Below are 15,253 nucleotides of genomic sequence, written 5' to 3'. Positions count from 1 at the left end.
CACGACACCATGGCAAGACACTGGCGAGCCGGCACGGCCGGCCTGGCCGTCCTCGGCCTCACCCTCACGGCGTGCGCGGGGGCGAAGGTCGGCGACACCTCCTCGGCGGGTGCCAAGGGCTCGGGTGGCAAGTGCGGCACGTTCAACCTGGCCGTCAATCCCTGGGTGGGTTACCAGGCGGACGCGGCGGTGGTCGCGTACGTCGCCGAGCACGACCTCGGCTGCAAGGTCACCAAGAAGGACCTGAAGGAGGAGATCGCCTGGCAGGGCTTCGGAACCGGTGAGGTCGACGCGGTCCTGGAGAACTGGGGCCATGACGATCTGAAGAAGAAGTACATCACCGGACAGAAGACCGCCGTCGAGGCGGGCACCACCGGCAACAAGGGCGTCATCGGCTGGTTCGTGCCGCCGTGGCTCGCCAAGGCCCACCCGGACATCACCGACTGGAAGAACCTCGACAAGTACGCGGCCGACTTCAAGACCTCCGAGTCCGGCGGCAAGGGCCAACTGCTCGACGGCGACCCGTCCTACGTCACCAACGACGCGGCCCTGGTGAAGAACCTGAAACTCGACTTCAAGGTGGTGTACGCGGGCAGTGAGACCGCCCTCATCCAGGCGTACCGGACCGCCGAGAAGAACAAGCAGTGGGTGATCGGCTACTTCTACGAGCCGCAGTGGTTCCTGTCCGAGGTGCCGCTGGTCAAGGTCGACCTCCCCCCGTACCGCACGGGCTGCGACGCCGACGCGGCCAAGATCGCCTGTGACTATCCCGTCTACGACCTGGACAAGATCGTCAGTGCGCAGTTCGCCAAGTCGGACAGCCCGGCGTACCGGCTGGTGAAGAACTTCCACTGGACCAACGACGACCAGAACACCGTGGCCAGGTACATCGCGGTGGACAAGATGACCGACGACGCGGCGGCCAGGAAGTGGGTCGACGCCCACCGTGACAAGGTCGAGGCCTGGCTGAAGTAACCGGGCCCCGGCAGGTCGAACACGCCCGGCGGGCGGTGCGTTCCAGGTGCGCACCGCCCGCCGGGCGTTGCCGTGTCCAGGGCGGTGTTCCGGGACGTTTTCCGACGTCACGGCCCTCTTGACACCCCCTTCCACGGGGGGCACATTGAGTTGCGCAACCTGAATCAAGTTGCGTGAAGGGCAACGTTGAGATGCGGAGGTTGGGCGATGGCGGGACCCCGGGTGGTCATCATCGGAGCGGGCGTCGTGGGAGCGGCCCTCGCGGACGAGCTCTCCGCACGCGACTGGACCGACGTGACCGTGGTCGACCAGGGCCCCCTCCCGGCCACCGGGGGCTCCTCCTCGCACGCCCCGGGCCTGGTCTTCCAGACGAACCCCTCGAAGACCATGGCGGAGCTGGCCCGCTACACCGTGGAGAAGTTCTGCTCCCTCGACGTCGACGGCGAGCCCTGCTTCCTGCAGGTCGGCGGCCTGGAGGTCGCGACGACTCCCGAGCGGCTCACCGAACTCCACCGCCGCCACGGCTGGATCAGCGCCTGGGGCATCGAGGGCCGCCTGCTGACCCCCGACGAGTGCGTGGAGCAGCACCCGCTCGTCGACCGCGCCAAGATCCTCGGCGGTCTCCTGGTCCCCACCGACGGCCTCGCCAAGGCCGTCCTCGCCGTCGAGGCACAGATCCGCCGGGCCACCGAGCGCGGTGTGCGCTTCCTCGCGCGCCACGAAGTCCTCGACATCCGGCAGGACGAGGGCCGGGTGACCGCCGTCGTGACCGACCAGGGCGAGATCCCCGCCGACATCGTGGTGTGCTGCGCCGGCATCTGGGGTCCGAGGATCGCCCGCATGGCCGGGATGAACCTGCCGCTCACGCCGCTCGCCCACCAGCTCGTCTGGACCGGCCCGGTCCCCGCCCTCGCCGGCCAGACCGAGGAGGCGGTCCGCCCGATCCTGCGCCACCAGGACGCCGACCTCTACTACCGCGACCGCTTCGACGGCATCGGCATCGGCTCCTACGGGCACCGGCCGATGCCCGTCTCCGCCGACGACATCCTCTCCTTCGACGAGGCCGAGGAGATGCCGTCGGTCCTGAAGTTCACCGAGGAGGACTTCGAGGACGCCTGGACCGAGACCCAGTCCCTGCTCCCGGCGACCCGCGAGGCCAAGGTCGAGGAGGGCATCAACGGCCTGTTCTCCTTCACCACCGACGGCTTCCCGCTGCTCGGCGAGTCCCCGGACGTCAAGGGCTTCTGGGTCGCCGAGGCCGTCTGGGTCACCCACTCCGCGGGCGTCGGCCGGGCCGTCGCCGAATGGCTGGTCGACGGCCACTGCTCCTCCTTCGACCTGCACGAGTGCGACGTCAACCGCTTCGAGCCGCACCAGCTGACCCCGCAGTACGTCCTGGCGCGCGACTGCCGCAACTTCGCCGAGGTCTACGACATCCTCCACCCCCTGCAGCCCTCGGGTGAACCGCGCCCGATCCGCACCAGCCCCTTCTACGCCCGCCAGCAGCGACACGGCGGGTTCTTCCTGGAGGCGAACGGCTGGGAACGCCCCCAGTGGTACGAGGCCAACGCGCCGCTCGTCGAGGGCAGGAACATCCCCACCCCCAACGACTGGGCCGCGCGGTACTGGTCACCCATCGTCGGCGCCGAGGCCCAGGTCACCCGGGAGACCGTCGCGCTGTACGACATGACGGCCCTCAAGCGCCTGGAGGTCAGCGGCCCCGGCGCCGCCGACTTCCTGGAGGGCCTGGTCACCGGCAAGGTCGCCAAGTCCGTCGGCTCGGTGACGTACACCCTGCTGCTGGACCACGACGGCGGCATCCGCAGCGACATCACCGTGGCCCGCCTCGCCCGCGACCTCTTCCAGGTCGGCGCCAACGGCAACCTGGACCTGGACTGGTTCACCCGCCACCTGCCCGCCGACGGCCGCGTCCAGGTCCGCGACATCACCCCGGGCACCTGCTGCATCGGTCTGTGGGGTCCGCTGGCCCGCCAGGTCCTGCAGCCGCTGACGGCCGACGACTTCTCGGCCGACGGCCTGAAGTACTTCCGCGCCAAGCGCGCCCACATCGGCTCCGTCCCGGTCACCGCGATGCGCCTGTCGTACGTCGGCGAACTCGGCTGGGAGCTGTACACCACCGCCGACCTGGGCCAGAAGCTGTGGGACACCCTCTGGGCCGCCGCCGAGCCGCTGGGCGGCATCGTCGCGGGCCGCGGCGCCTTCAACAGCCTCCGCCTGGAGAAGGGTTACCGCTCCTTCGGCACCGACATGACCTACGAGCACGACCCCTACGAGGCCGGCGTCGGCTTCGCCGTCAGGCTCGACAAGGGCGACTTCATCGGCAGGGCGGCGCTGGAGCGCCGTAAGGCGGACGTACGGAGGAAACTGACGTGCCTGACCGTCGAGGACCCGCGGTCGGTCGTGATGGGCAAGGAGCCGGTGTACGACGGTGAACGGGCCGTCGGGTACGTCACCAGCGCCGCATACGGCTACACGATCGGCAAGGGCATCGCGTACGCGTGGCTGCCGGCGGAACTCGCCGTCCCGGGAACCACCGTCCACATCGGCTACTTCGACCAGCGCGTCGAGGCGGTCGTCGCCGAGGAGCCCTTGTTCGACCCGGCCATGTCCCGTCTCCGCGGCTGACCGAGGGCCCCAGGTGCGGCCGTGCCCCCGTACGAGGTGCGGGCCGTCCGGCCGACGGCGGCGCGCTCCGCGGCGGGCGGGGGAGGCTCAGCCCACGTGACCCATCCGGTGGCTGATCTCCTCCGCCCCCTTGAGCAGCACGGGAGCGAGCTCGTGGATACGCTCCTCGGTGAAGCGGTACGCCGGGCCGGAGGCGCTGAGGGCGGCGATGACCTCGCCGTCCCGGGAACGGATCGGGGCGGCCATGGCGTGCAGCCCGATCTCCAGCTCCTCCAGCGTCACCGCGTACCCGCGCTCCCGCGCCTCGGTGAGGTTCTTCTCCAGCTTCGTCCTGGCGGTCAGCGTGTGCGGCGTCAGCTTCTGCGGTCCGGCTGCCGCGAGCACCCGGGCACGCTCCTTCGCCGGCAGATGGGCCAGCAGGATCTTGCCGCTGGAGGTGGCGTGCACCGGGGTGAGCTGCCCGACCCAGTTGTGGGTGCCGACCGCTCCGGGGCCGCGCACCTGGTAGAGGTTGACCGCGTAGTGCTCCTGCAGGACCGCGATGTTGACGGTCTCGCCGATCTCCTCGGCCAGGCGCTCGCACACCGGACGGCCCTGCTGGGTGATGTCGAGCCGGCCCGTGACAGCCCCCGCCAGGCGCACGATGCCGAAACCGAGCCGGTACTTGCCCCGCTCGCCGGCCTGCTCGACCAGGCCGCGCGCCTCCAGCGCCCCGAGCAGGCGGAACGCCGTCGACTTGTGGACGTCGATCTCGGCGGCGACCTCGCTGACACCCGCCTCACCCCGCTGGGCGAGGATCTCCAGGACGCTTACGGCACGGTCGACGGACTGCACCCCGCTCACCGCGGGAGCTGCTGTTTCGCTGTCTGCGGTGTAGTTGCTCATGGCGCAACTATACGTGCGCTGTGCCCTGAAACGCGGCGGCCGGGGCACCGGGGTGAACGCCGGTATACCACGGCTCGACCCCAAGGGTCTCGATGGCGGCCCGCCCTTGTCAGCGTGTCGCACCGAGGGCCGACAGCGCTCGTAACGCCCTGCCGCGCGCTCACCCCCGACCGCGCGTTCGCAGCGGAGCGCTCCTTTGGGCCACCCGCGGGGCATCGTCCTCCGCCTCGCCCGCCGTCCAGGCCTCCGCGCTGGAAACAGAGCCGGGGTTGGACCCGGCCGCTCTCAACCGGTTCACGCGCCGCTACCACGTGGTCTACGAGGAGCCGCGATGACGCGGTGCCGGTAGCGGGGGAGCGGGGCGTGAACCGGCGGGTGGCTACACGCTTTCGGCTCGGCTCGGTGCCGGCGTCGCGGGGGCGCAGGCCGCGGAGTCCTGCGCCGGCAGGGTGAGGAAGAGGGTCATGCCGGCGCTCGCCAGGTACAGGCCGGCGAAGATCCACATCACGCCCTGGACGCCGAGCGGCCCGAGGAAGAGGGCGACCACGGCCGGGCCCACGAACGTGCTGGCGCCCGCGCCGAGATTGAGCGCCGACATCGCCTGGCCCTTGTGCTCCGGGGCCAGTGAGGGCATGAGCGCGGACAGCGGTACGTATCCGGCGAGCGTCGCACCGAAGAGGCTCACCAGGACCATGGCCAGTGCGAAGTCGTCACCGGAGGCCACCGTGCCGTAGTACAGCAGGAGCGTGGTGATCGCGCAGCCCACCCCGCCGAACCAGGCGACGGTGCGCTGCCAGCCCAGCCGGTCGCCGACGAGGCCGAACAGCAGGTTGAAGAAGATGTTGGTGGCGAACATCGCCGACAGCAGCCGCAGCCACTCGGTCAGGGAGAAGCCCAGCGTGTCGGTGAAGAAGACCGGCAGGAAGACCAGAAACCCGAACTGCGCCGCGGTGTTGATGGTGCGCACCACCGCGCCGACGCCGATGCGCGGCTTGCGCCAGACGATGGAGAGCGAGCCGAGCAGCGTGGCCACCGGGCGCTCACCGGTGGGCGCCAGCCGGCTCCTGCCCGTCGGCTCGCGCACGAGGAGTACGGCGATCAGGCCGCCCACCGTCACCAGGGCCAGCGCGAACCACAGGGTGCGGTACGTGCCGAGCCACGGCACCGTGAAACTGGCGACCAGCGAGCCGAGGGTGGGCAGCCCGCCGGTGAAGGCGAACCAGAACCAGCCCACGGCGGAGCCGAGCCGGTGCCTGGGCGTCACCGCCGTCACCCAGACCAGGAAGCCGTAAGCGAAGAGCGGGTAACCGAAGCCGCGCAGACCATAGCTGACCAGCAGCAGCCCGTAGTGGTGCGTCGGGACCGCGAGGCCGAGAAAGGCGACCTGCAGCGTGGCCCAGATGCCGAGGCCCAGCATCATCACGCGGCGCGGGCCCCACAGGTCGGAGAGCGCACCGGAGAACCAGGCGGACACGCTCGCCGTCACGCCGTACACGGTGAACAGCACTGCCACGCGTTCCTTGGAGATGCCGTCGTGCAGCAGATAGGGAGAGAGGAATCCCGATTCGACACCGTCGCCGATCATGAAGATCAGAACACCGAGAAAACCCCAGGAAAGGGCCTTCGGAATGCCGATACGGTCCAGAAAGTGATGCGGTCCGCTTTTCGCGGTCACGGAAGGGGGATTCAGGGGGACGGTCACGGCTGACACCTTCTTGCGGAAATGAGGAGAGCGGAGTGCCGTACGGCGTGGGACCGATGAAAAGTCCGCTCAGGGGTGGGGTCAATCCGTCGTGGGAAAGACCTCGCCGGCCGTGTCACCCGTCGTGTTAAGTCGCCGTTCCGCCCCGGTGCGCCCGGCCTGGAGCAGGGCTGGTCACCGCTGGTCAGGGCGGTGTGCGGAGTGCCGCCGGGTGGGGTGCGCCAAGTGAGAACCGTGTGATGTTCACGTGGCGTCGTGGGGGCGGGGTGCCGCGGGTGTTCCGGCGACCGTGCGGACGTGGACTCCGCTGTCGCGCAGCCGCCGTACCTCTCCCGCCGGGGCCGCGTCGTCCACGATCACCAGGTCGAAGTCGGTGAGCGGAGCGAGTGCGTACAGGCCCTGATTGGCGAACTTGGTGTGGTCGATGATCAGCACCCGGCGCGAGGCGGCGGCCATCATGGCCCGCTTGACCTGCACGGTCTCGGGCGACATGTGATAGCAGCGGCCGCCGGTCACCGCCGTCGTGGACATGAACAGCACGTCCGCCCGGAACGCCTCCACGCTGTGTGCCGTGTGCGCGCCCATGAAGGCGTCGTAGGCCGGGAAGTAGGTGCCGCCCAGGGCGACCAGCGCCACACCGGGTTCGCGGGCCAGCGCCGAGATGGCCGGCAGCGAGTTGCTGATCGCCGTGATGGGGGTGTGCTCGGACAGATGCCGGACCAGGTGCAGACAGGTCGTGGAGTCGTCGATCATCACGACCTGTCCGGGCGCGAGTTCCTCCGCGGCGGCCCGCGCCAGCAACTGCTTGGTGTGCACCATCGTCGACAGGCGCTCGCTGGCGCTGCCGTGGAACTGCGTCGAGGGCAGACAGCTCGCCCCGCCGCGCACCTTGCGCAGCCACCCCTGCGCCTGGAGGGCGTCCAGGTCACGGTGGATGGTCATGACACTCACGCCGAACTCGGCCGCGAGGTCGGTGGTCCGGACGAACCCCTTGCCCGTGACGCGTTCACGCACCCGGTTACGGCGCCCCTCCTGGGCGTCCGTCCGGGCGTCCGGACCGGCCATGGCCGCCGCTCCTTCCTGAGAAGAGCCTCATGAGAATCCCACATGAACCTAACACGGAGGAGGTGGGCCGTGACCTGGCCGGGGCCGCGGCGAGCGGCGCACGCGCCGCGCGGCGCACCCGGCCCGGCCGGGAATTTCACACGACGTGCCGCTCCGGCCGCGGGATAAGCCGGAAGACCGATTGACGGCTCCTTCTGATCCGCGATTCCCTGATTTCTGCGAGCCGAACCGTGCGTGGCCGGACCGTCGGATCCGACAGGTCCGTTCCGCGTGCGTGGCCTAGAAGGGGCAGGTATTGAAGTCATGTCGGTTCTCACGATCGACGTCGGCACCTCCGTCATCAAATCCGTCGTGTTCGACGACCAGGGCCAGGAACTGGCCGTCTCCCGCATCGGCACCGAGGTGCTGAGGCCCCGTCCCGGCTGGGCGGAGCAGGACATGGAGGCGGTGTGGAACGGGGTGGTCTTCACCGTGCGCAGCGTCCTGGCGCAGCCCGGCCCCGCCCAGGACCCGGTCTGGCTGGTGAGCTTCACGGCCCAGGGGGACGGCTGCTGGCTCGTGGACGGCGACGGCCGCCCCACCGGCCCGGCGATCCTGTGGTCCGACGGACGCGCCGGCGACCTGCTCACCCGCTGGCAGGCGGACGGCGTCCTGGAGCAGGCGTTCCGCCGCAACGGCTCGCTCACCTGCAGCGGCATGCCGAACGCGGTGCTCAGCTGGCTCGCCGCGCACGACCCGGAGCGACTGCGGCGCTCCCGTACCGCGCTGACGGCGGCGGGCTGGCTGTTCCTGAAGCTCACCGGGGTCACCGCCATCGACGAGTCCGATGCCTCGGCGCCCTTCCTCGACCACGCCACCGGCGCCTACGACCCGGTGATCCTCGACCTCTTCGCGATGAAGTGGGCCGAGCCGCTGCTGCCGCGGATCCTCGGCGAGCACGAGCGCATCGCCGAGATCACCCAGCACACCGCCGCCGAACTCGGCCTGCCCGCCGGGCTGCCCGTCGTCATGGCCCCCTACGACATCGCCGCCACCGCCCGCGGCGCCGGAGCCGTCAATCCCGGTCAGGCGTGCACCATCCTCGGCACCACCCTGTGCACCGAGATCGTCACCCGCGAGCCGGACACCGGTGGAGAGCCGTGCGGCATCAACATCGCCTATCGCGGTCGCGAACGCGTCCTGCGCGCCTTCCCCACCCTGTCCGGCACCGAGGTCCTCGACTGGGCCTGCCGCACCCTCGCCGTCGAGGACCCGGCCCACCTCGGAAGGCTCGCCTTCGGCACCGAACCCGGCGCGGGCGGACTGGCGTTCCTGCCGTACCTGTCCCCCGCGGGCGAGCGCGCCCCGTTCCTCGACCCGCACGCCCGCGGGGTCTTCTGGGGCCTGTCCCTCGACCACACCCCCGCCCATGTCGCCCGCGCCGTCTTCGAGGGACTGTCCCTCGTCGTCCGCGACTGCCTGGCCGCGTCCGGGACCGACGTCCATGAACTGCGCCTGTGCGGCGGCGGATCCGCCAGCGACGCCTGGTGCCGGCTCATCGCGGACGTCACCGGCGTGCCGACGGCGCGCGGCGCCGACACGGAACTGGGCGCCAAGGGCGCGTTCCTGACCGGCCTCGTCCTGACCGGGGCCGAGAGCAGCATGCACAGCGCCGCCGCCAAGTACGTCCGGATGCGCGCGAGCTGGGAACCGGACGCCGAACGTGCCGCGTTCTACGACGGGTTCTACGACTCCTACCTCACCTGGCGCGACGCCGCCCGCTCCCTCGGCTGGGCAGCCGCACCGGCCGCCCGGCCCGCCGCCGCGGTCCCGGCCGCCTCCCCGCCCCGCACCCCGGAGACCCCGCATGTCTGACGCCCTGTCACCCGACGCCGTCCACCTGGGACTCGACCTCGGCACCCAGAGCGCCCGCGCGGTCGCCGTGGACGGCACCGGCCGCCTGCTGGGCGCCGCCTCCCGCCCGCTGACCGGCCGCCGCGAGGGCGTACGCCACGAGCAGGACCCCGAGCAGTGGTGGTCCGCCCTCGCCGCCGCCTGCCGCGAGGCCCTGACCGGCATCGATCCCCGCCGGGTACGGGGCCTGGCCGTGGACGCCACCTCCGGGACGGTGCTCCTGGCCGACGCCGCGGGGGTCGCGCTCACTCCGGGCCTGATGTACGACGACCGCCGGGCCGACGCGTACACCGACGGCGTCAACACGCGTGGCGCACAGGTGTGGGAGAGACTCGGCTACCGCGCCATGCAGCCGTCCTGGGCGCTGCCCAAACTGCTCTGGCTGCTGCACGACCCGGCCCGGCCGGGCGGCCGACAGCTCCCGAAGGGCGCCCGGCTGCTGCACCAGGCCGATCTGATCACCTGGCGACTCGCCGGACACCAGGTCGCGAGCGACGCCAGCCATGCCCTGAAGACGGGCTACGACCTGATCGCCGAGCGATGGCCCACGACCGAACTCGACGCCCTCGGCGTCCCGGGCGAGTTGCTGCCCGACGTCGTCCGGCCCGGAACGGTCCTCGGCACGGTGTGCGCCGCTGCCGCCGACGAGACCGCCATCCCCGCCGGCACCCTCATCACCGCCGGCATGACCGACGGCTGCGCGGCACAGATCGCAGCCGGCGCGCTCACGCCCGGCTCCTGGAACTCGGTGCTGGGCACCACCCTGGTGTTCAAGGGAGCCAGCCCCCACCTCGTCCGTGATCCGGGCGGCGTGGTCTACTGCCACCGCGGCCCCGGCGGCGGCTGGCTGCCCGGCGGCGCCTCCAGCAGCGGCGCCGGCGTCCTGGCCCACCGTTTCCCCGGAGCCGGCCCCGCCGAGCTCGACGCGCTGACCGCGCGGGCCGCCGCCACCGGCTCCACCGCCGTCGTCTACCCGCTGGTCGGATCGGGCGGCGAGCGCTTCCCGTTCCGTGCCCCCGAGGCCGAGTCCTTCGTCCTCGGCACGCCCTCGGACGCCGCGGAGGAGTTCCACGCCTGCCTGTTGGGCGTCGCGTTGCTCGAACGGCTCTGCTTCGACTACCTCGACCACCTCGGCGCCCCGGTCGACGGCCCGCTCACCTTCACCGGAGGCGGGGCCCGCAACCGCTACTGGGCACAGCTGCGCGCCGACGTGCTCGGCCGTACCGCCCGCCTTCCGGAGCAGGCGGAGAGCGCGCTCGGCATGGCGGTGCTCGCCGCCACCGCCTCGGGTGCCACGCTGGACGAGGCCGCGGGCGCCATGGTGCGTCTGCGCGGGGAACTCCGCCCCGACTCCGCCCGCACCGGGCGCCTGCTCCCCGTCTACCTCGAATTCGTCGACGCGCTGGTCCGCCGCGGCTGGCTGGCACCGGCCGTGGCCGACCACGCGCGCGGAAAGGCCGCACCGTGACCGACTTCGTCCTCGTACGCCACGGCGAGACCGTCTGGCACGCGGACAACCGCTACGCGGGCCGCACGGATGTGCCGCTCACCGAACTCGGCCGCCGGCAGGCCGCGGACCTCGCGGCCTGGGCCGCAGGGCAGCACCTGGACGCCGTGCTCTGCTCCCCACTGTCCCGGGCCCGGCAGACCGCCGAGCCCGCGGCGGCGGCGCTCGGCCTCACGCCCTGGATCGACGAGCGCCTGTACGAGGTGGACTTCGGCCGCGGCGACGGGCTCACCCGCGCCGAGATGGCCGAGGCGTTCCCCGAGGCGCTCGCCGCCTTCCTCACCGACCCGGTCGCCCACCATCTGCCCGGTGGAGAGCATCCCGCCGCGGCGGCCGACCGCGCCGTCGGCTGTCTGCACGAGACCGCGCACAAACTCCCCGACGGCCGCGTCCTGGTCGTGGCCCACTCCACCCTGCTGCGCCTGGTGCTCTGCCGGTTCCTCGGCATTCCCCTCGCGCGCTACCGCCAGGTCTTCCCCGCCCTGCACAACGGCGCGCTGACCGAACTGCGGCTGCGCGACGACCAGGCGTCCCTGCTCCGCCTCAACTCACCCGTCCGCTGATCCACCCCTCTCCGGGAGAAACGCCGTGCCCACCACCGTCCTCGCCGCCGGCGACCACTTCGTCCTGCCCGGGCTGCTCGCACAGGAACTGCGCGCCGCAGTGCCCGCCCGTACCGACCTGGACGTCCGGCAGCTCCAACTTCCTTGGCCGCACACCCCGTTCGGGAAGGTCGCCGAGGTCGACGAGGCATCCGGAACCGAGGAGGAGATGATCGAGGCGCTGCGCGGCGTACGGATCTGCGTCACGCAGATGGCACCCCTCACCGAACGGGTGCTGGCCGCCTGCCCCGATCTGGAGCTGTTCTGCGTGAGCCGGGGCGGGCCGGTCAACGCCGACCTGGAGGCCGCCACCCGTCATGGCGTCGCCGTCTGCTACGCCCCCGGCCGCAACGCCGTCGCCACCGCGGAGCACACCCTCGCGCTCATCCTCGCCGCCGCGCGGGGGATCGGTGACGTCCACACCGACCTCAGGCACGGCATCTGGCGCGGCGACTACTACGACTACACGCGCTGCGGCGTCGAGATCGACGGCTCGGTAGTGGGTCTGGTCGGCTTCGGCGCCATCGGCTCGCGCGTCGCCCGGGTCCTGACCGCCATGGGGGCCACGGTCCTGGTGCACGACCCCTATGTGGGGCCGGAGGCGGTGCGGGGTGTGGCACGGCTGGTGTCCCTGGACGAGTTGCTGAGCAGCTCCCGGATCGTCTCCCTGCACGCGCGGGTGACGGACGAGACCCGCGGCATGATCGGGCAGGCCCAGATCGCGGCCATGCCGCGGGGTTCGGTCCTCGTCAACTGCGCCCGGGGCGCCCTGGTCGACTACGACGCGGTGCGCGACGCTCTGGACTCGGGACAGCTGGCGGCCGCCGGCTTCGACGTGTTCCCCGTCGAACCGGTGCCGGCCGGCTCGCGTCTGCTGTCGGCCCCGAACGTCGTCCTCACCCCGCACATCGCCGGAGCGAGCCGCGAGGTCGCCCACAAGGCCGCCCGGATCGTCGCCGCCGAGGCCGCCCGCTTCCTCCGGCAGGAGCCGCTGGCCCACTGCGCCAACCCCGAGGCGTTGCAGGGCTGAGCTCCGCTTCCCGCGCCCCGCGAGAGGACGCACCGCCCGACGGACGGAGCCGGGACGGCCGGGCAGCCCTTGCTCGGGCATACCCGGCCGTCCCGCCGTCCGTTACCGGTGCGCCCGGGTTCAGTGCCCGCCGGCCCCCTCGGGGCGCGCGTGGCGCGGCAGGAGGAACGCGAGCAGGAAGGTCAGGGCGAGCATGCCGTCGACCACCCACAGCATCGTCTTCATGACGGTGCCGAAACCGCTCCGGAAGGCCGACGACGCGGTCGACTGCAGCGCGCCGGGTATCCGGGCGCCGGCCTGGGGCGAGGTCACCGCCGCGCGTGTGTCCTTCTCCAGACGGGTGCAGGACGGCGGGGTGGCGGCGGGGTCCTTGGCGACGGCGCGGTCCGAGGCGCACCTGCGCAGGTCCGCCACGAGGCGCTCCTGCGCGGCGGGCGCGACGTGCGCGGCGGCCAGCTGCCCCCGCAGCCCCGCGGAGTGGTGGTCGACGGCGGTGGCGATCCCGCCGCCCAGCAGGCCGAAGAACGCGGTGCCGAGGACGGCCACGCCGAACGCGCCGCCGAGCTGCTGCATCGCGGTCATCGTGCCGGACGCCGAGCCCGTCTCGTGCTGCTCGACGCTGGCGAGCACGATGTCGAAGAACGGCGCCATGAGCAGGCCCAGGCCGATGCCGGTGACGAGCAGCGACGGCACGAGCTGCCAGGGACCGACACCGGAGCCCACCATGTCGAGGGTCAGCCACACACCGAACACGCCGACCGCCATGACCAGCGCCCCCGCCTGCAGGACGGCCCGCCCGAACCGGGCGATGCCCTGGGCGACACCGAAGCCGACGATCATGCCGCCCGACCAGGGCACCATCACCAGTCCCGCCTTGAGCGGCGAGTAGCCGAGACCGATCTGGGTGTAGAGGTTGAACACCAGCATGAAGCCCTGCATGGTCGAGAAGAAGACCAGGCCGAGAGTCATGCCGCCGCTGAATCCCCGCTTGCGGAAGAGGCTGGGGACGACGAGCGGGTCCCGGCCGGCCTTGCTGCGGCGCGACTCGTACGCGCCGAAGGCGACGAAGACGACCACCGAGGCGGCCATCATCAGGAACGTCCACACGGGCCAGTCGTACTCACGGCCCTGGACGAGCGGGAAGATGATGAGCAGCGCGGCCAGGGACACCAGGAGCATGCCGGGGATGTCCAGGCGCGGCCTGGTGCCGGACAGGCCCCGGGGAAGGTAGCGCAGGGCACCGAGGAAGGCCGCGACGCCCAGCGGCAGGTTGATCAGGAAGATCATCCGCCAGCCGGTGCCGAAGTAGTCGGCGTCCACGAGCCAGCCCGCGAGGATCGGTCCGCACACCGCGGACAGTCCCATGACCGGGCCGAACATGCCGAAGGCCTTCTGCGACTCCTGCGGCGGGAACATCTCCTTGATCATGCCGAGGCCCTGCGGCAGCATCACCGCGCCGAACAGCCCCTGGACGACGCGCGCGGCGATCAGCATCTCGGGTGACACCGACAGTGCGCACAGCAGCGATCCCACGGTGAACCCGGCGGCTCCGACCAGGAACATCCGGCGGCGCCCGTGGATGTCCCCGAGCCGTCCGCCGGTGACGAGCCCGACGGCCATCGAGAGCGTGTACGCGGCGGCGAGCCACTGCAGTGTGGAGGCACCGCCACCGAGGTCGGCCCGCATGGAGGGCCCGGCGATGTTCGTGACGACGGCGTCGAGGAGATCCATCACCTCGGCCGCGAGAATGACGAAGAGTGCAGCCCAGCGCCACCGGTAGGGCGCTGGCGTGTCGGTGGGCGTCTCGGCGGACGCGACACCGGTGGTGGACATCGGAACTCCTCACAACAGGGACGGACGGGCCTCTCGCGAAGCGAGAGAACACTGTTCACCGTAACAGAACGATGTTCAGCCGGAGAACGGCGTTCATTAAGATATAGCGCAACCCTCGCGCCGAGACAAGATATATCGCGTGTCCCCTGAACGCCGCTCACCGCAGGAGAACAGTGTTCTCCCGCCGCATAGACTGGCCCTCATGACCGACGAGGCCGCCGAGACCCCCACGCCCGCTCCGTCCCCCTGGGAGCGCGAGCGCCGCGCGCGCACCCACGTGACCCCGTCCCGCCCACCGCTGTCGCGGGAACGGGTCGTCGAGGCCGCCTTCACCGTGCTGGACCGTCAGGGGCTCGACGGGCTGTCGATGCGCCAGGTCGCGGCCGAGCTCGGGGTCACCGTCTCCGCCCTCTACGCGTACGTCAGCTCCAAGGACGACCTTCTGGAGCTGATGTACACCCGGCTCTTCGACGGCTTCGCACTGCCCGAACCCGACCCGGAGCGGTGGCGCGAGCAGGTGCGGGACTACGCCCGCGCCGGACGCCGGCGCCTGCTGTCCCACCGGGACATGGCCCGGATCGCCATGGCCCACGTCCCCTTCACCGCGGAACTGCTGCCGCACGTCGAGGCGTTGCTCGCCATCTTCCGCACCGCCGGGCTGCCCGACCGTATCGCCGCGGAGGCCGGCGACCTCATCTCCACATACATCGACGGGTTCGTCCTGGAGGAGGGGATGTGGCAGGACCGGGCGGCTCGGCACGGCGGCGACGGTTCCTCCCTGGCCCGCCCCGACTGGTCCGGGATGGCCGACGAGATGCGGGAGTACTTCGCGTCCCTGCCCGCCGCGGAATTCCCCCATCTGCGCGCCCTGGCCGGGCTGATCGTGTCGGACTCGTCCGACGAGAGGTTCGACACCGGTGTGGAGATCATCCTGCGCGGCCTGGCGAGCTACCTGCCCGGCCCCGGGGCGGCCGGCGGGGCCGGGGACGCCCGCCCGGCTCCGGACCCCACCTGATCTCCCGCGCCCACCGCCCCGTCGCCGTACGCCGGCCGCGCGACGCACGTGGCCCGCTGCCCCGGGCGAGGCGGCGGGCTGTGCGTGCGGCGGGGTGACC

The 15,253-nt window shown here is 71.7% G+C and carries 11 protein-coding genes; 7 read left to right on the top strand and 4 right to left on the bottom strand.

What is annotated here, in order from left to right; all coding sequences use genetic code 11:
- Positions 1-9: 9 nt before the first annotated feature.
- Positions 10-975, top strand: coding sequence for an ABC transporter substrate-binding protein (locus IO33_RS0110640; protein ID WP_031162999.1), 966 nt, complete (start codon positions 10-12; stop codon positions 973-975).
- Positions 976-1,182: 207 nt separating this feature from the next.
- Positions 1,183-3,621 carry a GcvT family protein gene (locus IO33_RS0110635; RefSeq protein WP_031162997.1) on the top strand — a complete coding sequence of 813 codons (2,439 nt, stop codon included), beginning with the start codon at positions 1,183-1,185 and terminating at the stop codon, positions 3,619-3,621.
- 87 nt (positions 3,622-3,708) lie between these two features.
- Here IO33_RS0110635 and IO33_RS0110630 read toward each other — a convergent pair whose 3' ends face one another.
- The 3 genes from IO33_RS0110630 to IO33_RS0110620 all read right to left on the bottom strand — a co-directional run bounded on the left by IO33_RS0110630 (position 3,709) and on the right by IO33_RS0110620 (position 7,273).
- The gene (locus tag IO33_RS0110630) at positions 3,709-4,506 is read right to left on the bottom strand and encodes an IclR family transcriptional regulator (protein WP_051926592.1); all 798 of its coding nucleotides are present in this window, start codon (positions 4,504-4,506) and stop codon (positions 3,709-3,711) included.
- Positions 4,507-4,885: 379 nt separating this feature from the next.
- The gene (locus IO33_RS0110625) at positions 4,886-6,181 is read right to left on the bottom strand and encodes an MFS transporter (RefSeq protein ID WP_037685217.1); all 1,296 of its coding nucleotides are present in this window, start codon (positions 6,179-6,181) and stop codon (positions 4,886-4,888) included.
- 270 nt (positions 6,182-6,451) lie between these two features.
- Positions 6,452-7,273, bottom strand: a complete 822-nt coding sequence (locus tag IO33_RS0110620) for a DeoR/GlpR family DNA-binding transcription regulator (protein WP_051926589.1) — start codon at positions 7,271-7,273, stop codon at positions 6,452-6,454.
- A gap of 303 nt (positions 7,274-7,576) precedes the next feature.
- On the opposite strand from IO33_RS0110620, the gene IO33_RS0110615 reads away from it, so the two are divergent.
- Genes IO33_RS0110615 through IO33_RS0110600 form a run of 4 tightly spaced genes read left to right on the top strand, consistent with a single transcriptional unit; the run spans position 7,577 to position 12,305 of the window.
- Positions 7,577-9,127: an FGGY-family carbohydrate kinase gene (locus IO33_RS0110615; RefSeq protein WP_031162987.1), complete on the top strand. Its 1,551-nt coding sequence runs from the start codon at positions 7,577-7,579 to the stop codon at positions 9,125-9,127.
- Entirely contained in the window at positions 9,120-10,634 is a 1,515-nt protein-coding gene (locus IO33_RS0110610; protein WP_031162984.1) for an FGGY-family carbohydrate kinase, read from the top strand. Before IO33_RS0110615 ends, IO33_RS0110610 begins: the two co-directional genes overlap by 8 nt.
- Positions 10,631-11,236: a histidine phosphatase family protein gene (locus IO33_RS0110605; protein ID WP_031162982.1), complete on the top strand. Its 606-nt coding sequence runs from the start codon at positions 10,631-10,633 to the stop codon at positions 11,234-11,236. Before IO33_RS0110610 ends, IO33_RS0110605 begins: the two co-directional genes overlap by 4 nt.
- A 25-nt stretch (positions 11,237-11,261) precedes the next feature.
- Complete coding sequence (locus IO33_RS0110600) at positions 11,262-12,305, top strand: 2-hydroxyacid dehydrogenase (RefSeq protein ID WP_031162979.1); 1,044 nt, start codon at positions 11,262-11,264, stop codon at positions 12,303-12,305.
- Between the two features lie 120 nt (positions 12,306-12,425).
- Here the strand turns inward: IO33_RS0110600 and IO33_RS0110595 are convergent, their stop codons facing one another.
- A complete protein-coding gene (locus tag IO33_RS0110595; RefSeq protein ID WP_031162977.1) occupies positions 12,426-14,138 on the bottom strand; it encodes an MFS transporter in 1,713 nt (570 codons plus the stop codon).
- Positions 14,139-14,340: 202 nt separating this feature from the next.
- Here IO33_RS0110595 and IO33_RS0110590 point away from each other — a divergent pair, with 202 nt between their 5' ends.
- Positions 14,341-15,153, top strand: a complete 813-nt coding sequence (locus IO33_RS0110590) for a TetR/AcrR family transcriptional regulator (protein WP_031162975.1) — start codon at positions 14,341-14,343, stop codon at positions 15,151-15,153.
- The last annotated feature ends 100 nt before the right edge of the window (positions 15,154-15,253 follow it).

Source organism: Streptomyces durhamensis (assembly GCF_000725475.1).
Taxonomy (GTDB): Bacteria; Actinomycetota; Actinomycetes; order Streptomycetales; family Streptomycetaceae; genus Streptomyces; species Streptomyces filipinensis.
The sequence above is the reverse complement of the archived record's forward strand: the minus strand, read 5'-3'. Positions and strand labels throughout refer to the sequence as shown.